Source organism: Formosa undariae (genome assembly GCF_042427615.1).
GTDB lineage: Bacteria > Bacteroidota > Bacteroidia > Flavobacteriales > Flavobacteriaceae > Formosa > Formosa undariae.
This window is the reverse complement of sequence record NZ_JBHMEZ010000003.1, coordinates 862,689-883,701: the sequence shown is the minus strand read 5'-3', so window position 1 is coordinate 883,701 and position 21,013 is coordinate 862,689. Positions and strand designations below refer to the sequence as shown.

13 protein-coding genes are annotated in these 21,013 nt (G+C 34.5%); 3 read left to right on the top strand and 10 right to left on the bottom strand.

All coding sequences use genetic code 11. The annotated features are described in order from the left end of the window. Position 1: 1 nt before the first annotated feature. On the top strand, positions 2-2,374 hold the full coding sequence (locus ACFFVB_RS06980; RefSeq protein ID WP_382381998.1) for a GumC family protein: 2,373 nt from the start codon (positions 2-4) through the stop codon (positions 2,372-2,374). Between the two features lie 79 nt (positions 2,375-2,453). Here ACFFVB_RS06980 and ACFFVB_RS06975 read toward each other — a convergent pair whose 3' ends face one another. From ACFFVB_RS06975 to ACFFVB_RS06965, 3 genes are all read right to left on the bottom strand, one after another. Then, entirely contained in the window at positions 2,454-3,596 is a 1,143-nt protein-coding gene (locus tag ACFFVB_RS06975) for a glycosyltransferase family 4 protein (protein ID WP_382381997.1), read from the bottom strand. 108 nt (positions 3,597-3,704) lie between these two features. Continuing rightward, positions 3,705-4,796, bottom strand: a complete 1,092-nt coding sequence (locus tag ACFFVB_RS06970; RefSeq protein ID WP_382381996.1) for an O-antigen ligase family protein — start codon at positions 4,794-4,796, stop codon at positions 3,705-3,707. Next, the gene (locus tag ACFFVB_RS06965) at positions 4,786-5,982 is read right to left on the bottom strand and encodes an oligosaccharide flippase family protein (protein WP_382381995.1); all 1,197 of its coding nucleotides are present in this window, start codon (positions 5,980-5,982) and stop codon (positions 4,786-4,788) included. The genes ACFFVB_RS06970 and ACFFVB_RS06965 overlap by 11 nt, the downstream gene beginning before the upstream one ends. A 271-nt stretch (positions 5,983-6,253) precedes the next feature. Between ACFFVB_RS06965 and ACFFVB_RS06960 the strand changes: the two genes are divergently transcribed. Together ACFFVB_RS06960 and ACFFVB_RS06955 are read left to right on the top strand one after the other, a co-directional pair. Next, the gene (locus tag ACFFVB_RS06960) at positions 6,254-10,570 is read left to right on the top strand and encodes a T9SS type A sorting domain-containing protein (protein WP_382381994.1); all 4,317 of its coding nucleotides are present in this window, start codon (positions 6,254-6,256) and stop codon (positions 10,568-10,570) included. Between the two features lie 177 nt (positions 10,571-10,747). Beyond that, positions 10,748-11,194 (top strand): protein-disulfide reductase DsbD domain-containing protein, encoded by a 447-nt coding sequence (locus ACFFVB_RS06955; RefSeq protein WP_382381993.1) that lies wholly within the window; start codon positions 10,748-10,750, stop codon positions 11,192-11,194. A 212-nt stretch (positions 11,195-11,406) separates the two neighbouring features. Here the strand turns inward: ACFFVB_RS06955 and ACFFVB_RS06950 are convergent, their stop codons facing one another. The 7 genes from ACFFVB_RS06950 to ACFFVB_RS06920 all read right to left on the bottom strand — a co-directional run bounded on the left by ACFFVB_RS06950 (position 11,407) and on the right by ACFFVB_RS06920 (position 20,954). Beyond that, a complete protein-coding gene (locus ACFFVB_RS06950) occupies positions 11,407-12,981 on the bottom strand; it encodes a M28 family peptidase (protein WP_382381992.1) in 1,575 nt (524 codons plus the stop codon). Positions 12,982-13,080: 99 nt separating this feature from the next. Further along, on the bottom strand, positions 13,081-14,151 hold the full coding sequence (locus ACFFVB_RS06945; RefSeq protein WP_382381991.1) for a M28 family metallopeptidase: 1,071 nt from the start codon (positions 14,149-14,151) through the stop codon (positions 13,081-13,083). Positions 14,152-14,159: 8 nt separating this feature from the next. Further along, complete coding sequence (locus ACFFVB_RS06940) at positions 14,160-14,573, bottom strand: hypothetical protein (protein WP_382381990.1); 414 nt, start codon at positions 14,571-14,573, stop codon at positions 14,160-14,162. A gap of 150 nt (positions 14,574-14,723) precedes the next feature. Next, positions 14,724-16,139 carry an efflux transporter outer membrane subunit gene (locus ACFFVB_RS06935; RefSeq protein WP_382381989.1) on the bottom strand — a complete coding sequence of 472 codons (1,416 nt, stop codon included), beginning with the start codon at positions 16,137-16,139 and terminating at the stop codon, positions 14,724-14,726. A 4-nt stretch (positions 16,140-16,143) separates the two neighbouring features. After that, a complete protein-coding gene (locus tag ACFFVB_RS06930) occupies positions 16,144-19,287 on the bottom strand; it encodes an efflux RND transporter permease subunit (protein ID WP_382381988.1) in 3,144 nt (1,047 codons plus the stop codon). Between the two features lie 13 nt (positions 19,288-19,300). Then, positions 19,301-20,431 carry an efflux RND transporter periplasmic adaptor subunit gene (locus ACFFVB_RS06925; protein WP_382381987.1) on the bottom strand — a complete coding sequence of 377 codons (1,131 nt, stop codon included), beginning with the start codon at positions 20,429-20,431 and terminating at the stop codon, positions 19,301-19,303. Between the two features lie 22 nt (positions 20,432-20,453). Further along, on the bottom strand, positions 20,454-20,954 hold the full coding sequence (locus ACFFVB_RS06920; protein ID WP_382381986.1) for a GbsR/MarR family transcriptional regulator: 501 nt from the start codon (positions 20,952-20,954) through the stop codon (positions 20,454-20,456). Positions 20,955-21,013 lie beyond the last annotated feature (59 nt).

Below are 21,013 nucleotides of genomic sequence, written 5' to 3'. Positions count from 1 at the left end.
TATGAGAAATAAAACCTACACTCCAAAGGAAGAGTTTATAAATATCTTTAGTAAATATAGATCGAATTGGAAGTTTTTTCTAATCTCAATTTTGATGTGCATAATGTTTGCTTTTGTCTATTTAAGGTACTCGACAAATGAATATGAGAGTTCAACCTTAATCAAGATAAATAACGATCAGCAAACCAATAAACTGCCTGAGCTTTCTAATATGCAAAATATGGGAATGCTTACGGCTAATGTGGAAAAGGTTAGGGATGAAATGGAAATACTTAAATCTACGATGCTAATAGAGCAAGTCGTAAAAGATTTAAAACTTAATTTCAAGTATTCCGTACAAGGAAGAATTAAAGACAAGGAGAGCTATCTAGAACCTCCTCTTAATCTCACTTTTTTTACAAGCGATTCGGTTATAAACACCGTAGACACCACCTTCTATGTTACCGTACTCTCGAATTCAAAATTTACAATATCTAAAGATGATTCTAAAACCATAACGGCCATAGGTGAATCTTCAAGCGCGACAACTCATAATTTTGGAGATAAATTAAGTTCTAATTTTGGAGGTGTTATTTTAACGCCTAATTTCGGTACATATGGTTTTAATGAGGGCTCTTGTATCATGGTTGAAATTAAGCCGTTGGAGGACGTTATTGAAGATTTTCAGGATAAATTAACCGTAGAAAATATAGAGGGCACCAATATTATTAAGTTGCAATTAGATGGCGCTATTAAAGAAAAGTCTGAAAATTTCTTAAATAAATTGGTGGAAAAATATAATGAGGATGTGGTAAATGATAAAGAAGAAATTATTAAGGTGACTTCTAACTTTATTAATAACCGTTTGGATGTTATTAGTGAAGAGCTACAGCAGGTCGATTTAACCGCAGAAACCCTAAAAAAAGATAATAGATTGTCTGATTTGGCTTCTCAGTCTACTATATTTTTACAATCTGAAAGAGACAATGAAAATAGATTGATTTCAACTTCTAATCAGCTTCAACTGATTGATTACATGGAAGAACATCTTAATGCTAATAATGGTAATGGCGATTTACTCCCTTCTAATGTGGGGATTGACGATCCTGGAATTGCTCAAGTGACTAAGAGTCATAACGATTTGGTACTTCAAAGAAACCGGATTTTGAAAAATTCAAGTGAAAAAAATCCAACCGTTGTTAACTTAGATAATCAAATTAAATCACTCAAGACAAATTTAGATCAGAGTTTATTAAATCTAAAATCATCTAATGAGATTACTCTGAGTTCGTTAAGAAAAACGGACTCTAGAATTGATGCTCAAATTTATTCAACACCAACAAAAGAACGTAAATTTAGAGATATCACAAGACAGCAAGGGATTAAAGAGTCTTTGTATTTGTATTTACTTGAAAAACGTGAAGAAACAGCAATTACACTGGGTATGTCTTCTCCAAACGCGAAAATTATTGACAGGGCACATAGTTCTAAACAGCCTGTTAAACCTAAGAAAATTATTGTTTACCTCGCATCTTTAATTTTAGGCCTTATTATTCCAATTACATCTATTTATGGTAAAAATTTATTAGATAATAAGGTTCATAGTAAAAGCGATATTTCAGAATATTTGTCTATTCCTGTCATTGGCGAGATTCCAAAATCTAAAGGGAAAGAGATTACTATTAAGAAAGTAGATTATTCTCCCAAAGCAGAATCTTTTAGGATTTTACGGACTAATATAGATTTCATGTTACAAAATCTCAATCATAAATCTAAAATCATCTTTGTAACCTCTACAACAAGTAAAGAGGGTAAGTCGCATACTTCCATAAATTTAGCACTATCCTTAGCTTATTCTGGTAAAAACGTATTATTTGTAGAAACAGATATTAGGGTGCCTAGAGCGTCTAAGTATTTAGATGTTAATAATAGTCAAGGATTAACAGATTTTATAAGCAATACTAATCTGGAATTAAAGGATGTTGTTGTAACGTCTAAAGACGATCCGAATCTAAGTATAATACCTTCAGGCACCATTCCTCCTAATCCAGCAGAACTTTTATTAAACGAGAGGGTACATAAATTATTCGATTCTGTAAATAATAAATACGACTATATTATTGTCGATACAGCCGCTGTAGGATTGGTTACAGATACGTTGTTAATTAGCAAGTTTGCAGATTTATTTATATATGTGGTAAGAGCAAATTATTTAGATAAACGAAATTTAGAGATAGCACAATCTTTGTATGACGATAAAAGGTTGCCAAATATGACAATATTATTGAATAGTGTAGATCAAAAACGTAGTTATGGATATGGTTACGGTTATGGCTACGGAAAGAATCCTAATGCATCAAAAAAATGGTGGCACTTTAACAATAAAAAGTTATAGATACGTCAGTGATTAAATAATTTTCTTCTTCTTTTAGCTACAATACAGTAAATAATCCTCGGTTTGTAAATACTAGAGGTTATTTACTGTTAATTACAGTCTTAATTAATGTAATCAATTTGTTGTTTACAAGATTTACATCAAATTTAGATTTTGCATACGCTCTACTGTGTATTCCATAAGACGCTACTTTTTCAGGGTGCTCTAAAAAATAGAGCATAGCGTGTGTTAAAGAATCTTGATCTTGAGTTTTTACCAATATGCCGTTATAATTTAATTCAACAGTTTCGCGACATCCCGGAGAATCAGTTGTAATTATAGGCAATCCAACCGATAATGCTTCCAAAATAGATCTAGGAATACCTTCTCTATAATACGTTGGTAATACAAAAACATCTGAGTTATATAAGTGTTCTTCTACATTATTTTGTTTGCCATGATAAATTATTGTTCCATCGTTATGCAGGCTATTTAATTCTGAAATGTTAATCGCAGAAGGCGATTGATCCGGTTCTCCAATAATATGAAATTGAGAATTAGGAAATTTTGCTTTTAAAACTTTTGCTGCTTCAATAAATAAATGGACTCCTTTTTCTTTTATTAGTCTGGCAACAAATAAAAATTTTATAGCAGCTGTAGATTTTGTATTCTCTCTAAATTTATATTTATCAAGATTAACACCTGAACCATTAACAAAATCGACTTTATTTTCAGGTTTTAAAATTTTTCTCTCTAAAAAAAGCTTGTAATCATCTTTGTTTTGAAAGATGATCAGTTTGTTTTTTCTAATGGAGTTTTTGTACAAGAACTCATTAATTCTTTGCAGAATTATAGCTTTTGTGCTTAGACCCGTAAAAGTGAAACCCAATCCCGTTATTAAAGATATCACAGGTATATTAAGTTGATTTGCAGCTATAGAACTATATATAACCGGCTTTACGGTATAGGGGAAAATAATATCTATTGCGTTTTGTTTCATTAATGATTTTAATTCTAATATTGAGTTAAAATCATTCAGCGGATTTACACCAGTGCGTTCTAATTTAAATGATAAGGGAATAGCACCCATATTATTTAATTGATCTCTGGTCTGTATTGGATAATCGGGTGCTGCCGTAAATACCTGAAAATTAGAAGCGATTAGGCTTTTTATAAAATCGCCTCTAAAATGAATTAGAGAGGGCGAAAAGGAGGCGACGATAAGAATGTTAGTTTTTTGCATGGTTTTGGTTCGTTAGTTTATTCTGAAAAATACTGATAATAGGAAATATTGGAATTGCTTCTTAGTCTGATTTTAAAGGATTAATAGTTTGATTTTTAGCGGATTGATTTAAGCTGTTTTATCCGAGTTTAAATATTCTTTAGCATAAAAAAGCGATGCCAATGTCATCCATAAAAGCGGAACTCTAAACGACATATGCGCATTTAAATGCATAGAAAGAATAAGTAAGAGTATTAAAATGTATTTTGTGGCCCCTCTTGCTATTTCGTAGAAACTTTTTAGAAAGAAAAAGAATCCAAGCAAACCATAACTAAACAGCATGGTTAAAAAGGTGTTGTGTAATTCTATAGGAGAGTCAAAACGATATTCTACACCACCTTCTCCAGCGCCTAGCACTAAGTATTGTGGGAAATTAAGTATTCTATCATAGCCTCTACCACCCAGGCTAGAGTCTGATGATATGTTTTCGCCAGACAATCTATTAATGGCATAGTTTATTAATGGTGAGTCTTCAAAATTAATGGCCTCGGTAGTAACTACGATCATTATTAAGAGAATAAAAATGAGAGTGATAGAAATAAAGTTTCTCTTAGATTTAAAAAAGAATACAATCCAAAACACAAAACAACCTACAAGTGCCGATCTAGAAGCTGAAAGGAAAATAGCAAAAGAAGACAGCACATATATTACTGGAAATATGACTGACTTTTTATTGTGAATTAAACTAAGTGCACTACTAAAAATTAAAAGACACAGGGCCCAAAGTGCTAATTGATTAGGGTTATTAAAAAATAACTGAACTCTTGCACCTTGATACGGTATAAATGGCCACAATGCAATTTGTAATGCTATACTTATTAAAACGCCATAAATGGTGAGTTTAATAAATTGTGGATCTTTGAAATATGAAAATATCGAAGACATAAAGAAAAAGCAATACAGATAATTTATTGGGCTTTGAATAAGTTCAGGATCTCCAAGGTATGCGAACCAAAAAACACCGACAAACAAGGTGTAAAAGGTGAAGTATATTAAATATCTAAAAAAGTCATTCTTAGTCGCCGATATTACAATTTCTTTAATGTGTATGGCAATTAATAATACACCCAAAATGTCTGCCATTTGGGGAGTTCCTGAAGGCATTACATAAAATGGCAGGATGATTAAATAAAAAATCCAAATGTAAAAACTAAATTTCATTCTTATTGCTTTTAGATAATTTATAGCTGTAATAAAATGATAAAAGTGCCTTAATTCCCCTTGCGCTCACAATACAAATGGCACCACCTACATAATAATATTTTGGAATTAAAATCAATCCCAGTATTAGACCCGTAACCGAACCAATGAGCACAATTCTCATATACAATTGGTCCTTGTTTAATACCATAAGATAATTTACGCCATAGCACGAGATTACAGAGGCTAAAAACGGAGTGGGGCTTAAAAGCTTAACGGTTTGTATGATTTCTACAGGGTTACCAGGTAACCATAGTCTTAAAAGAATATCGGAAAAGAAATACATTATAAAGCTTAAAGCAAGACCGATACTTAAAAAAATATACCTTATTCTTTTAAATAAATACTTTTTTCTATTTATAATGGGATAAAATACACTCGTTAGTATGGTGTTTAAAACGCTAAAGGCTCCGGAAACTTTTGTCCCTATTTGCATATAACTCACGTATTGTGGAGCACCAAAAATACCGATAAGGAAAATAGAGGTATTGGAATAAATGGTTGGTGTAATAAGTGTAAGAAACGAACTAAAACCTTCTTTTAATGTCTCGATGACATTCTTTATTGGTGCAATTTTAAATTTAATTTTAAAGCTGTATATAATTATAAATTGGGCAAATAGACCAGATACCAAGAAACCAATAGATTGATATAACGAAATAAAAACATAATCACTTTTACTATTAACTAGAAAAAAAGTGAGGACAGCAAAAGAGGATTTCGAGAGTAGGTTTATTATGGTTATAAATCTCATTTTTTCTATACCGAGGAAAAACCAAAACGGTGTTAAAAATTCTCCAATAATTAAAATAAGGAAGAATAAATAGATCTGATAATGCACTCTAAAGGTGTCGATGGTAAGTATTAAAACAGTAAGTACAGTTAAAACAAACAGTGTTAAGTACAATTGGGTTGTGAAAATATTGTTATAAGACTCATTTAATTTTAGATTATCCGCTCTGTTTAAGGCGATTATTCTTACACCAGACAGCGTAAAACCGTACTGTACAATATTCATAAAATAAAAAATCAAGGCATATGCAAAGGCATAAATTCCATAATTTTCTTCTCCTACAACCTTAATTAAATAAGGAATTATTAGTAATGGTATTATAGCATCTATGGCCTTAAAGAGCGATAATGACAAGAAATTTTCTATTATGGAATAGTATCTTTTGAGTAGCAAAAAAATAATATTATAAGATTGGTTATTAAATATACAGAAATAAAAATTCGGATGTGTAAAATCCAAACAATAATTCCCCGCGTATATAAATTAGTTTTTCGTGATGTTTTTCACAATTCAATTAATTGTAAGAAAAATGCTATGTTTGTGTTCTTTAGCGGATTAAATGTGTTTTTTGCTCGGCTTTTTTAATAGATCACTTAAATTAAATAAAGCCCAAATCTTTAAAAAAATGATTGTAAAAATTTTAGCCAAAATTTTATTGGTAGTACTATGTTTTGTTCCGTTTCAAACTTTTTGTCAAAATTTCGACCTAGATACTTCAACCGAAGTGTATTCCACTTTACCAAAATTAGATAAACCAGATTATCTTAAGTCTGTAGTCGATCCTGTTTTTAAAACTAAAATAACACGTATAACAGGAGATGTAGGTACCAAAATTTCTAATACGAATGAGAATTGGAGAAATATTGCTCGACATGGTTATAGTGTTAGGCAGCCTTGGAATGCAGATGAGTCCATTTTATATTTAAGTAAACATAAATCTTCTAGCGGAGGTTGGGGATCGAGCTTGTTTTTAGATGGACAGACCTATGAGGTATTAGGAGAGGCAAATGTGCCATCTAGTAAAGAGGTGCGTTGGCACCCTACAGATCCGGATTTAATGTTTTTATTACAGAACGATGGGATTCAAACATGGAATTACAAAACGAATCAAATAAAAACGTTAATATCTTATAGTGGCTATACAAAGTCTACCATTGGAGGGTATACCGGTAATTTTACTGACGATGGTTCAAAAGTAGCAGTACTAGCGACTAGAAACTCTGATAATAAGGAGGTTGGATTTGTGTTAGATTTAGAACGCGGTATTAAGCATAACGATATAGATCTTAGTAGTTTAAAGGTGGATTATATCATGGTGTCTTCTTTAGGAAACTATATGGTGGTTAATGGAGATTTTGGACAAGGAAATGATAGAACCAAAATCTTCGATTTAAATGGAAAACAAGTAGGTGCTTTTTGGAGTGAATATGGTAGACCAAGCCATGGCGATGTGGCTGTTGATGAAAATGGAGATGAAGTTCTTGTTGGCGTTTCAAAATCTAAGCCTGATGGTGGTCGCGTGATAAAGAGAAGATTATCCGATGGAAAGGTAACCGTTTTAACTTCTGGGAGTTATGCCGGGCATGTGTCCGCTAGAGCCTTAAAAAGAAAAGGATGGGTGTTTGCAGATACTTCGGAGTCTACAAATTGGACGCCCTATTTAGGAGAATTATTAGCCGTGAAATTAGATGGAACACGGGTAGAACGAATTTGTAACTTACGTAAAGGCCTGGTTACCTACGATAACGAATCACAGCCTTGTCCATCTCCAAGTGGTAGTAGAGTCATTTTTGCTTCAGATTGGGATTCCGGTAGTTATCCTATACAGGCCTATGTTGTAGATTATAGAGACGGACAAGTGCCTGATGAAAGTATTGAGGTCAGTGCCGGAGAAGATGACACCATTTGTGAAGACGAAGAAGTTATTTTGAAAGCTTCTGGAGCTTCTACCTACGAATGGAGTACGGGAGAGAAAACGCAAAGTATTACGGTGAGTCCTGATCAGACAACGACGTATACGGTTACAGGAACAGACAGTTCAGGACATACAGATACAGACGAAGTTAAAATTATAGTTCAAGATTTACCCACTATAGATGCCGGTGAAGATGTCACCATATGCGAAGAAGAATCGGTGACACTAAAAGCAATAGGTTCAGGTGATTTTGAATGGAGCACCGGAGAAAAAACAAATACAATTACAGTTTCACCAAATAAAACAACAACGTACACGGTTACTACGACAAACGGAATATGTTCTAATTCCGATGAAGTCACAGTAACCGTGTCTCCCAGGCAAACGATAAACGCCGGCAGTGATGTTAACATAGATAAAGGAGAAAGCACAAAGTTGTCAGTAACCGGAGAAGGATCCTTTTTATGGAGTACAGGGGAAACTACGTCTACAATTACCGTGTCACCAGACCAAACTACTATATATTCAGTAACAGTGACTTTAAATGGTTGTGACTCCCAAGACGATGTAAAAGTGACTGTCAACAGTCCACAAATAGAAGTTATTGCCAATGCTGGAGATAATCAAACAATTTGTGAAGGCGAAAGTGTTACGTTAACCGCAACAGGAGGTTCAAGCTATATTTGGAATACCGGAGAAACGACGGCAAGTATTAGTGTCAATCCGAATTCAACGACAACTTATTCAGTAGATGTTTCAGAGGAAAATGTTACAGCGAGTGCTGAAGTCACCGTGACTGTAAATCCGATGCCTCAGGCGAATGCAGGTTCAGATAAAACGATAGAGCAGGGAGAAAGCATCACACTTTCGGCAACTGGCGGAACACGTTATAAATGGAGTACTGGAGCAACGACTAAAGCTATTTCAGTAAGTCCGAATCAGACGACAATCTATTCCGTAGAGGTCTTTAACGACGGCGATTGTTCAGCAAGTGATGAGGTAAAAGTGACTGTGAATGCAACTAAAGTGGAGGTTATTGCCAATGCCGGAAACAATCAAACGATTTGTGAAGGAGAGAGCGTTACGTTAACGGCAACAGGAGGTTCAAGCTATATTTGGAATACCGGAGAAACGACGGCAAGTATTAGTGTAAATCCTAATTCAACAACGACTTATACAGTAACGGTTTCAAAGGAAAATGTTACGGCAAGTGCTGAAGTCACTGTGACTGTAAACCCGTTACCAACGGCGAATGCAGGTTCAGACCAAACGGTAGAGCAGGGTGAAAGCATCACACTTTCGGCATCCAGTGGAACACGTTATAGATGGAGTAATGGAGAAACGACTAAAGCTATTTTAGTAAGTCCGAATCAGACGACGATCTATTCCGTAGAGGTCTTTAACGTTGGCGATTGTTCAGCTAGTGATGAGGTAAAAGTGACTGTGAATGCAACTAAAGTGGAGGTTATTGCCAATGCCGGAAACAATGAAACGATTTGTGAAGGCGAGAGCGTTACGTTAACGGCAACAGGAGGTTCAAGCTATGTTTGGAATACCGGAGAAACCACAGCAAGTGTTAGTGTCAATCCGAATTCGACGACGACTTATTCAGTAGATGTTTCAGAGGAAAATATTACAGCGAGTGCTGAAGTCACTGTGACTGTAAACCCGTTACCAACGGCGAATGCAGGTTCAGACCAAACGATAGAGCAGGGCGAAAGCATCACACTTTCGGCAACTGGCGGAACACGTTATAAATGGAGTACTGGAGCAACGACTAAAGCTATTGTAGTAAGTCCGAATCAGACGACAATCTATTCCGTAGAGGTATTCAACGTTGGTGATTGTTCAGCTAGTGACGATGTAAAAGTGATTGTGAATGCAACTAAAGTGGAGGTTATTGCCAATGCCGGAAACAATCAAACGATATGTGAAGGCGAGAGCATTACACTTACCGCAACAGGAGGTTCAAGCTATATTTGGAATACCGGAGAAACGACGGCAAGTATTAGTGTAAATCCTAATTCAACAACGACTTATACAGTAGATGTTTCAGAGGAAAATGTTACAGCGAGTGCTGAAGTCACTTTGACTGTCAATCCATTACCTCAGGCGAATGCGGGCTCAGACCAAACCATCGAGCAGGGTGAGAGCATTACACTTTCGGCAACTGGCGGAACACGTTATAAATGGAGTACTGGAGCAACGACTAAAGATATTTCAGTCAGTCCAAATCAGACGACAATCTATTCCGTAGAGGTCTTAAATGATAATAATTGTTCAGCTAGTGATGAGGTAAAAGTAACTGTGAATGCAACCAAAGTGGAGGTCATTGCCAATGCTGGAAATAATCAAACGATTTGTGAAGGTGAGACTGTTACGTTAACCGCAACGGGAGGTTCAAGCTTTATTTGGAATACCGGAGAAACCACAGCGAGTATTGTTGTTAATCCGAATTCAACGACAACTTATTCAGTAGATGTTTCAGAGGAAAATGTTACGGCAAGTGCAGAAGTCACTGTCACTGTAAACCCTTTACCAACGGCGAATGCAGGTTCAGACGAGACCATTTATCAAGGTGAATCTATTAGGTTAACAGCAGCTGAAGGGGCGCGTTATTTATGGAATTCAGGCGAGACCACAAGAAGTATCTCCGTTAATCCCGATGCCACTACAATTTATACGGTTGAGGTATTTAATGCCCGAGGTTGTTCTAGCGAAGATGAGGTATTAGTCATTGTCGAGGCTCATACATTAGATATAGAAGAGGAAACTTTAGATTTTGAATTCAGTATTTATCCAAACCCGGCGACTGATGTGTTAAACGTGAAAATTTCAGGATTAGAAGCCGATACTCCAATTCGTATTTTTGATATGTCAGGAAAATTATTGTACAATCAAGTTATCCAATCGAATGCAAGCATCATGTATAATACTTTAGATGTATCTCGTTATCCTAAAGGTGTGTATGTATTAACTATTGAACGCAGAGGAATACGACTTACTAAAAAACTAGTTTTACGTTAAATCAAATAATTTTTAAAAACCGTCTATTTTATTATAGACGGTTTTTTTATGCTTTTTAGAGTCTAGAGTTTTTTGTGAAAATGTTAAAAGAAGTATAACTTTAATTCTAGTTTTATAACTCAACGTGATATTCGTATATATTTGGGAGAAACATAACAACGAATAAAACAGCTTATTATGAATAAAATAGTATTACTTCTTGTCTTGATGATTATGGGATCTGTAAACGGACAAATACTGGAGCCTGTAAAATGGTCGACATCTGTAAATAAAATATCGGATACCGAATATGAGTTAGTTGCAACTGCTAGCATTGATCAAGGATGGCATTTATACTCTCAAACAGTGCCTGATGGCGGACCTATTCCAACAACTTTTGCTTTTAAGGGGAGTAAAGATTTTCTGAAAAAAGGAAATACTCAAGAAGGAGCTGGACATGTTATAGATGATCCTATTTTTGAAATGAAAATAAAGTATTTTGATGGGACATCAGAATTTAAGCAACGTATACGAGTTAAAGGGACCGTACCATTTAAGGTCAATGGAACCGTGGAATTTATGGTGTGCGATGATACAAGATGTTTGCCTCCAACCGAAATTGATTTGGTTTTTGATGTGAAATAAGAAAAACACCATGTTTTTCTAAGGTCTTCGAGCATTAGTGAGAACGAATAGTAAGATTCTGACGAAAGTAGCAAGCAAAGTTTGTCGAGAACAGAGATGAGTGTCATAGGATTGTATTTAAGCAATATGATTTAACACCAAACTTCTAAAACCTAAAAAATCCTTCAGCGTCAATAGATACTGAAGGATTTTTTAATGCATAATCTCTTGCTTTATTCTGCAACTTTATCTGCTACAATTTTAGCCTCGCGATTTGCTAATTCCCAAGCCGTATAAAAAACCAAACGGGTTCTGTTCTCTAACAAATCGTATTCAATTTTGTCAGGTGTATCTGTTGGTTTATGGTAATCGGCGTGGATTCCATTAAAATAAAAAATTACAGGAATATTGTTTTTTGCGAAGTTGTAATGATCTGATCTGTAGTAAAAACGGTTCGGGTCATTTTCGTCATTAAAGGTGTAGTCAAGTTCAACGTTACAACATGCTTTATTAACCTCCTCAGAAATATTATGTAAATCTGTACTAAGTTTATCACTTCCTATTAAATAGATATAGTTTCTATTGTCGCTTTTACGTTTCGGATCAGTTCTACCAATCATATCAATGTTTAAATCGACCATAGTTTCTTCTAAAGGAATAATTGGGTCGTAGTCAGAATAATATCTTGAACCTAATAATCCTTTTTCTTCACCTGTAACATGTAAAAACAAGATTGAACGTCTCGGTCCTTGGTCGTTATTTTTAGCCATTTTAAAAGCTTCAGCGATTTCTAAGAGTGCTACTGTTCCAGAACCATCATCATCTGCGCCATTATAAATCTCTCCGTTTTTAATACCTTCATGATCTAAATGTGCTGAAACTACAATAACTTCATCTGCTTTGTCTGTTCCTTTTATAAATGCAGCAACATTTTCAGAGTGAATTTCTTCATTAACTTTTTTGTAATCTAACTTGAAAGTGGTTTTTATAGTTTCCTGTTTTTCTGCTTTTTCAATATTTGGTAGTAAGGCTTTAGCCAGTTTAGTATCAACAATAAAGAAAAATAAAGTCTCTTTTTTATCTTGTAGTGTTATTCTTCCTTTAGAATTTCCAAAACGTTTAGCTGCATTGTTATATTCTTCTGGAGTATAAAATAAAACAGCTTTCGCTCCTTTTTCTCTAGCTAGATCTCTTTTTAAAGTCATTTCTTTCCTGAAATTTGACCACTCACTAGCTTCCGAAGTTCCTGAAATAATATAAGTACCATCGGCCTTTTTAGGTTCTCCAGATTTAAATAATACGACCTTTCCTTTGATATCAATAGACTTATAATCGGAATAAGCGTCGGTTTCAATACCGAAGCCCGCAAAGATCACTTCATTGGTGTTTATAGTGCCAGAATCACTCGATAAAACAGAAATATAATCATTCCCTAATTCGAATTTAGAATCTTGTATTGTTAATGTCGCTTCAGGAGTTTTTACTATTTCTAAAGGAACATCTTGAAAATAATCACCATCTGTTTTAGCTGCTGGAATATTTAAATCGACATAACGTTGCTTTAAAAATTCTACTGCCTTTTTTTGACCAGGTTGTCCTGTAAGACGTCCTTCAAATTCATCTGATGCATAAATCATCAAATCTGTTTTTAATTCAGCTTCAGTAATGGTTTTTGCATAAAAATTGACATCGTTTGTCTGTTTTGATGCTGCTTCAGTTGTAGAAGTAGACGTGGATGTCGTTTTTTCTGAACTACCACAGCTTAACATTACTAATGCAGCACTAGCTATTAGGTATTGTTTTTTCATAAATATTGATTTAATTAATTAAAGGTCTCATTTTATAAAATAGACTAAAGCACTTCTTAAGTCGATGTGTTTTAGTCTCTATTGTGTTGTTTTAAAGTATTAGTCTTCAATGTCTTCATTTAAAGCTGGACGGTTAGACTGGTTTGCCAATTGCCAAGCGGTCGCAAACACAAGTTGTGTTCGTTTTTGAAGCATAGGAAAGTTTATTTTGTCTACCGTATCTGTGGCTTTATGATAATCTGCATGGGTACCATTAAAATAGAAAATTACAGGAATATTATGCTTTGCAAAGTTATAATGGTCTGATCTGTAGTAATACCTGTTTTTATCGTCTAGTTCGTTAAACGTATAGTCTAATTCTAAATTAAAAAAGGTGTTGTTAATGTATTCTGAGGTATTATGAAGGTCGTCGCTTAAACGATCCGATCCTATTAAATACACATACTCTGGATTATCTATATGTGTGTCGTCTACGCGACCAATCATATCAATATTTAAATTTGCGATTGTATTTTCTAAAGGAAATATAGGGTTTTCAGAATAGTAGCGCGAACCATATAAACCTAATTCCTCACCTGTAACATGTAATAATAAAATACTACGTTTAGGGCCGTGGCCTTTTAATGCAGCTTGTTTAAAGGCTTGTGCAATTTCTAACAATGCAACCGTTCCAGAACCATCGTCGTCTGCTCCATTATAAATTTCACCATTAATAATACCGACATGGTCTAAATGGGCTGAAATAATAATTATCTCTTCTGGTTTTTCCGAACCTTTTATAAAGGCTAACACATTTTCTGACTCTCCTGTATTTTCTGGTAAATAGGAGGCCGGTACATCTTGAAAATATATAGTGTCGTCTATTGGAGATATAATGCTTTCTTTAATATAAAACTGCTTCAAATAATCCGCTGCTTTTTTCTGTCCGCTTGTCCCTGTTCCGCGTCCTTCAAATTCGTCTGAAGCATAGATTTCTAAATGCTGTTTTAAGTCTTCTGCAGTAATGGTATTTGCATATTCCCTAATTAAAGTACTATCTAATAGTGCTGTGTCTTCAGAACTGTTTTGGTTTTTAGTGTTGTTAGAACACCCTACAATCGTAAAAATAAGCATGAATAATGCCGTCGCAACTACTGCTTTGTTTTTCTTATAGTAAAGTCTGATTGTCATAAAAAATCTTATTTTTTAATAATATTTGCAGGAGGAGGTACCGAATCAATCTTTTTTATCGATGGCATAATTTCGTTTTCTACGGCATCTAGTTCTTCGTCACTAAAATCTTCTTCCATCTCTTCTTCCTCTTCAGGAATTGATTCTTCTATCTTTTCGGTTGCTTGAGAGGGTATACTTTCTGGGTTAGATGAAAATATTAAGTTGTAAGAAGAAAGACATATTGCAAGACCTCCTAATAAAATGGCAAGTTGAGCTGTCTTTTTATGTTGTATATGGTCTTTAGATAATTGCATACCATAAAAACCTAAGGCTATTGCTAATAATCCCGGAATGTAAGCGTAATAATAGGTGCTACGTGTTGCCATGATGGCCGCGATTACAGCTAAAACTAAGGCCGTTAAAATAATTGTTTTTCTCATGTATTATATGTTGACGAGATGGTTTTTAATATAAAGTCGAAAATACAACGTTTTTTAAACTATTTCTAAAATTATGTTGAAGTTTAAAAGCAGAAAAGCCCTTTTGCAACTGAAAAGGGCTTTTAATGATAAAATTATAAGATGTTGTGATTATTTCCAACCACCACCTAAGGCTTCGTATAAATCTACGACACTTAATAATTGTTGTAATTTACTATCTACAACATTAAGTTCTGCACTTAAAGCAGTAGCTCTAGCTGTTAATAAATCTAGAAATGTTCCGTAACCGTTATTTAAAAGGACTTCAGAATTAGACTCTGCTTTTCTAAGCGCCTTGACTTCATTCTCTCTAAAAACAATTTTTCTGTTTTCTGCATCGTATTGATACAAACTGTTAGATACTTCGTTTCCTGCTGTTAACAAGGTTTTTTCGAAATTTAAAAGTGCTTGTTCTTGTTGTGCAATAGCAACCTCGTGCTGCGTTCTAATGCTTCGTTTATTAAATATAGGTTGTGCTAAACCGCCTATAACATTCGCGAAAATAGAATTGGCACTAATCCAATCTTTTAAATCTAAACTCTGGAAACCTCCAGAGGCTGTTAGGGTTAAAGATGGGTAAAACTGACTTTTAGCCACATTTGTTAATTCGAATGCATTTCTTAATCCAAATTCGGCAGCCATTACATCCGGTCTGTTTCTTAATAAGATAGATGGTACACCAACTTTCATATCTGTGTCTAGGGTCTGACTGTCTAATTCTGTTCTCGCAATGGTATTTGCACTTTTACCTAAAAGTAAATTCAATGTGTTCTCCGTTCTAAAAATAGCCGTTTCAATGTCTATTTTTAAAGCACTTGCATTATTGAATTGTGCAATACTTTGGTCTACCGCAACTTGGTTAACTTGTCCTGCTTCTTTTAAAACCGTGATGGTTTCTACACTTTTTTTACGAGTCGCAATAGATTCGTTAGTCACTTTAAGTTGTGCATCTAAAGCTAATAATTGGTAGTACGTAGATGCAATTCCAGAAACTAACATGGTTTTTACAGCTTTATGTGCGGCTACAGACTGTAGGTAATTGGCATCTGATGCACGTTTCCCACTTCTGATTTTTCCCCAAATGTCTGCTTCCCAAGATAAGTTTGCTGCTAACTCATACTGATCTATCGCGCCGTCAAATAGTGCTCCAAACTGACTGTTCTTTGCTAATTCTTGGTGTGTTGCTGTCGCTCCAATTCCAATAGTTGGCAGATATCCTGCTTTACCTTGTTTCGCATAAGCTTCAGCGGCAGCCATTTGTTGAATGGCCATTCTAATATCGATATTGTTTATTAAACCTTCTTCGATATATTGATTTAAATACGAGTCTGTAAATAAATCTCTCCAAGACACATCTGCCATAGAAATACTATCTGTTGGCAGATTATCTGTTCTGTATAAATCTTTAGTTTCTTCAAATTGAGGTTGCTCATAATCTTTAGCAACAAAACAACTTTGTAATGTTACCATGGCAAAAAGCAATACCGCAATTTTACTAAGTACTTTATGTTTTAAAATTGATATCATACGATTAATGTTCTATGTTTTGTTCGACTACTGCAGGTTTACTAGAGACTTTTTCTTGTAACCATTGGAATAAAATAAATAATATAGGTATAATAAATACACCTAATAATGTACCAATAAGCATACCTCCGGCAGCACCTGTTCCAATTGCTTTGTTTCCTTCTGCACCAACTCCTTTAGCTAATACTAACGGCATTAATCCAAGGATAAATGCGAAAGATGTCATTAAAATTGGACGTAAACGTGCTTTGGCTCCGTGAATTGCCGAGTCGACAATACTTTCACCTCGTTTCCGTCGTTGGAGTGCAAACTCCACAATAAGTATGGCGTTTTTCGCTAGTAATCCAATAAGCATGATTAAAGCAATTTGGAAATAAATATTGTTTTCTAATCCTAAAGATTTTGTGCTTATGTAAGCTCCAAATACTCCAAAAGGAATAGATAGTACAACTGAGAATGGTAATAAATAACTTTCGTATTGCGCACTTAATAAGAAGTAAACAAATAGTATACTTAATATAAAAATAAATGTGGTTTGGTTACCTGCATTTACTTCTTCAAGTGTTAAACCTGAATATGCGATTGAATAGTTACTTGGTAGTTTTGCAGCTTCTTCTTCAATAATTCTAATGGCATCACCAGTACTAAACCCATCATTGGTAGCTCCCGTAATTGTTGTCGAATTAAATAGGTTAAACCTCGTAACTGATTGTGGACCATATACACGTTTTAAATTTACAAACTGCGTAATAGGTGCCATTTCTCCAGAATCCGTTCTAACAAACATGCTGTTTAAATCACTTTCTGAAGCTCTGTCCTCTGGAAGTGCCTGAATGTATACTCTATATTGCTTACCAAAACGAGAGAAGTTTGAAGCATAAACACCTCCAATATAACCTTGTAATGTAGAGAAGATACTATTAATAGGAACTCCTTTTTCTTTAGCTAAAGGCACATTAACTTCCATTTCGTATTGTGGATACTGTGTATTAAATGAAGATTGCGCATATTTAATTTCTGGATGCTTCATTAAAGCCATAGAGAACTCTTGATTCATCTTATCTAAATCAGCAAACTCTCCTCCAAATTTATCTAATAAGTTAACTTCGAAACCAGCTGAGTTTCCAAATCCACGAATACTTGGTGGTGAGAAGAAAATAATATTAGCTTCAGGAATAGAGGCAGCAATTGCAAATAATTTACCTGTAATAGCATTTGAAGATAATGTTTCTCCTTCACGCTCACTCCAGTCGTTAAGTTTAATAATACCAAAACCATAATTTGATCCCGCACCATTAATTATACTTCTACCTTTAATCATGTTTACACCAGCAATACCTTCTACATCTTTAATTTTTTCATAAAGACTTATAGCGACACCGTTAGTTCTGTCTAATGAAGAACCAGCAGGTAATTCAATATTGGCGAAAATAATACCTCTATCTTCATTAGGTACAAATCCTGTTGGTGTTGTTTTTGCTGCCCAGAAAATACCAGCTACTGCTAATACTAAAAGTAAAACAGGAATCCATTTTTTTCTATATAAAAAGGCAAGTGACTGTCCGTATTTTTCGACAGTGGCATTAAATCCACGGTTAAATAAGGTGTAAAAACGTTGTAATTTACTTTTGTTTTTTAACTCTTCATCTTCATGGTGTGTCTTCAATAATAAAGCACATAATGCAGGACTCAATGTTAAAGCGTTTACTGCCGAAATTAAAATGGCAATAATTAGAGTTACACCAAATTGTTCGTAGAATACACCTGTTGGTCCTGTTACAAAAGTTACGGGAATAAATACCGCTGCCATTACCAAAGTAATTGAAACAATCGCTCCAGAAATTTCATTCATGGCAACTAAAGTCGCTTTTTTCGGATTCTTTTCACCTTCATCCATTTTGGCGTGAACGGCTTCCACAACCACAATGGCATCATCTACCACAATACCAATGGCGAGGACTAGGGCAAATAGCGTTAATAAGTTTATAGAATATCCGAAAACATTCAAGAAAAAGAACGTTCCAATAATAGACACCGGAACCGCTATCGCTGGAATTAAAGTAGAACGGAAATCTTGTAAAAAGAGGAATACAACTAAGAATACCAATATAAAGGCTTCTAATAAGGTGTGTACTACTTTTTCTATCGATGCGTTTAAGAATAAACTCGTATCGTAAGGCACGAATATTTTTAAACCGTCTGGTAAGTCTGCTTCAACTGTCCCTAAAGTGGTTTTAATGTTTTCAATAATTTCTTGTGCATTCGATCCTTTAGTTTGGAAAATCCCCATAAATACGGCAGGTTTTCCTAAACTCATTGCGTTCGAAGAATAAGATTGTGCATCTAATTCGATGGTAGCAACATCGTCTAATCTTAGAAATTCTCCATTTCCTAAAGCTTTAATTACAATATCTCCATATTGTTGCTTTTCTTTAAAACGACCGCTGTAGGTTAACACATAAGAGAATGCTTCTCCATTATTCTCACCTAAGGCACCCGCAGCTGCTTCTAAGTTTTGTTCGGCTAAAGCCGCAGTAATATCTGATGGAATTAAATTATAAGCGGCTAATTTTTCAGGTTTTAACCACACACGCATCGCATAATCTTGCTGAGAGAATACACTAACATCCCCAACACCACTAATACGTTGCATTGCAGGAATCACGTTAATTTTTAAGTAATTCTGAATAAATGTAGCATCGTAATCTTCATTCTCAGAATACATCGAAATAAACATCAATGCACTTGTTTCTTGCTTCTGAGTGGTAACACCCGTAGCAATTACTTCTGAAGGTAATAAAGGATTTGCTCTCGATACACGGTTTTGTACGTTTACCGCTGCGATATCTGCATCCATCTCCTGATCAAAATACACAGTGATTTCGGCAGTACCGTTATTTGATGCTGTAGAGGTAATATACGTCATACCTTCTACACCATTTATTTGTTCCTCGATAGGAATAATAACACTTTCTAATACCGTTTCGGCATTGGCTCCAGTATAAGATGCTGTCACCTTAATGGTTGGAGGTGCTATATCTGGATATTCTTCTATAGGTAAACTATTGATACTAATGATACCAAGTATCACTATAATAATAGAAATTACCGTTGAAAGCACGGGTCTTTCAATAAATGTTTTTAACATGTGTTCTGAATTTCTAGTTTTTAAATAAGGTTTCTATAGGCTTAGTGACTTCACTAAAAGGAACTTCTTGAGGCGTAATAACCATGTCGTTCTTAACTTTACCTACTCCTGAAGCTATAATTTTATCGTTTTCATTTACTCCAGATTCTAAAACATATAGACCATCAATAGCAGCTTTAATTTTTATTAAAGTGTTTACGGTTTTGTTTCCTTCTGCTAATTTGTAAAGCATAACATTTCCTTGTTGCTCGTAAGTCGATTTTTGTGGTACTACAATAGCATCTTCGTAAATTACAGGAATCTGAATTTGACCACTACTTCCATTCGTAATTAAACGATTTGGGTTATCGAATACCGCTCTAAGACTAACTGTTCCTGTGTTTTGATTAACCTGACCAGAACTGGTTTGTATTTTCCCTTTTTCAGAATACATACTACCGTTTGCTAAAATTAAGTTTACATCTGGGTAGTGAGAAAGTTTTTCCTCTAAGGTTTTTCCTTCTGCATTTTCTAGAAAATCTAAATATTGCGTTTCGTTTAAACTAAAGAAGGCATACACTTTACTAATATCACTTACAGTTGTTAATGGCGTAGGATCGCTAGGACTAATTAAAGATCCTTCTCTATAATTAATAGCACCTACAAAACCATCTACAGGACTTTTAATTGTCGCATAGCCAATACTTGCATTTACACTGCTATAGTTTGCTTGCGCTTGCGCTAAATTAGCTTTTGCAGTTTCTAGTTGTACGGAACTAATAATACCTTGTTCTACTAAAGGAACCAATTTGTCAACTTCAACTTTAGCTACATTTACACGGGCTTTTGCTGCTCCTGCATCCTGACTTAAAGATTGCGTTTCTAATTTAAAAAGGATTTGTCCTTTTTTTACTGGCTCACCTTCATCGACAAGTACTTTCTGAATATACCCACTTACTTTAGCTCTAACCTGACTACTTACAATACCTTTAATACTTGTAGGGTAATTCTGATAAGCCGTTACTGTTTTATTCTGTAAAACGGTAACAGGAAAGGTTGGTGCTGGTGGCGCTTGTTGTGGTTGTTCCGATTTACTATCTCCACAACTTATAAAAGTTACCGCTAAAATAGCTAGCGATAAGATCATGTAATGTTTAATTTTCATATGACTGTTTTTGATTTGAATACTATAATTTGGATTGATTGTGTTCTATTTTTTCTCTCAGTTTTAAAACTGATTTTGTGACTTCATCTAAGAAGCTAATGTAGTTGTTGTGAAATTCTAAACTGAATTTTTCAGAATCATCAGTAATTAATTCATTCATTTTTTTCTTATACGATTTCATTTCAAAATGCAATTCCTTTTCAGAAGTCCATGCGTTAACCATGTTTTCCATGTGTGTAAAAATGTGGCATTGACTTACCGTGTAATAGCGTTTTCTATCACCTTGTTTTGTGAAATATTCTAGTTGCTTTAAATCTACTAAATGATTTAAGTGCGTAGAAATAGTACTTTTACTTGCACATAGGTTTATCACTAAGTCTTCAAAAGTGGTTCCGCTTTTTCCTGTTAAAATCACATAAGAAATAATGCGGCTTGCAACAGGTGCTAACTTATTTTTATTTTCTATGATAACTCCTAATTTCTCTACAAGTCTTTCCTTTTCTTCAAGAAGTTGATTTTCCATTAGTATTTAATTTTGCGCAAATATAGTGTTGGTTCGGAAAATACCGAACCAAAAGAAGT

Coding starts and splice junctions, on each gene's coding strand:
- ACFFVB_RS06980 (WP_382381998.1), top strand. CDS start 2: ATGAGAAATAAAACCTACACTCCAAAGGAAGAGTTTATAAATATCTTT.
- ACFFVB_RS06975 (WP_382381997.1), bottom strand. CDS start 3,596: ATGCAAAAAACTAACATTCTTATCGTCGCCTCCTTTTCGCCCTCTCTA.
- ACFFVB_RS06970 (WP_382381996.1), bottom strand. CDS start 4,796: ATGAAATTTAGTTTTTACATTTGGATTTTTTATTTAATCATCCTGCCA.
- ACFFVB_RS06960 (WP_382381994.1), top strand. CDS start 6,254: ATGATTGTAAAAATTTTAGCCAAAATTTTATTGGTAGTACTATGTTTT.
- ACFFVB_RS06955 (WP_382381993.1), top strand. CDS start 10,748: ATGAATAAAATAGTATTACTTCTTGTCTTGATGATTATGGGATCTGTA.
- ACFFVB_RS06950 (WP_382381992.1), bottom strand. CDS start 12,981: ATGAAAAAACAATACCTAATAGCTAGTGCTGCATTAGTAATGTTAAGC.
- ACFFVB_RS06945 (WP_382381991.1), bottom strand. CDS start 14,151: ATGACAATCAGACTTTACTATAAGAAAAACAAAGCAGTAGTTGCGACG.
- ACFFVB_RS06940 (WP_382381990.1), bottom strand. CDS start 14,573: ATGAGAAAAACAATTATTTTAACGGCCTTAGTTTTAGCTGTAATCGCG.
- ACFFVB_RS06935 (WP_382381989.1), bottom strand. CDS start 16,139: ATGATATCAATTTTAAAACATAAAGTACTTAGTAAAATTGCGGTATTG.
- ACFFVB_RS06930 (WP_382381988.1), bottom strand. CDS start 19,287: ATGTTAAAAACATTTATTGAAAGACCCGTGCTTTCAACGGTAATTTCT.
- ACFFVB_RS06925 (WP_382381987.1), bottom strand. CDS start 20,431: ATGAAAATTAAACATTACATGATCTTATCGCTAGCTATTTTAGCGGTA.
- ACFFVB_RS06920 (WP_382381986.1), bottom strand. CDS start 20,954: ATGGAAAATCAACTTCTTGAAGAAAAGGAAAGACTTGTAGAGAAATTA.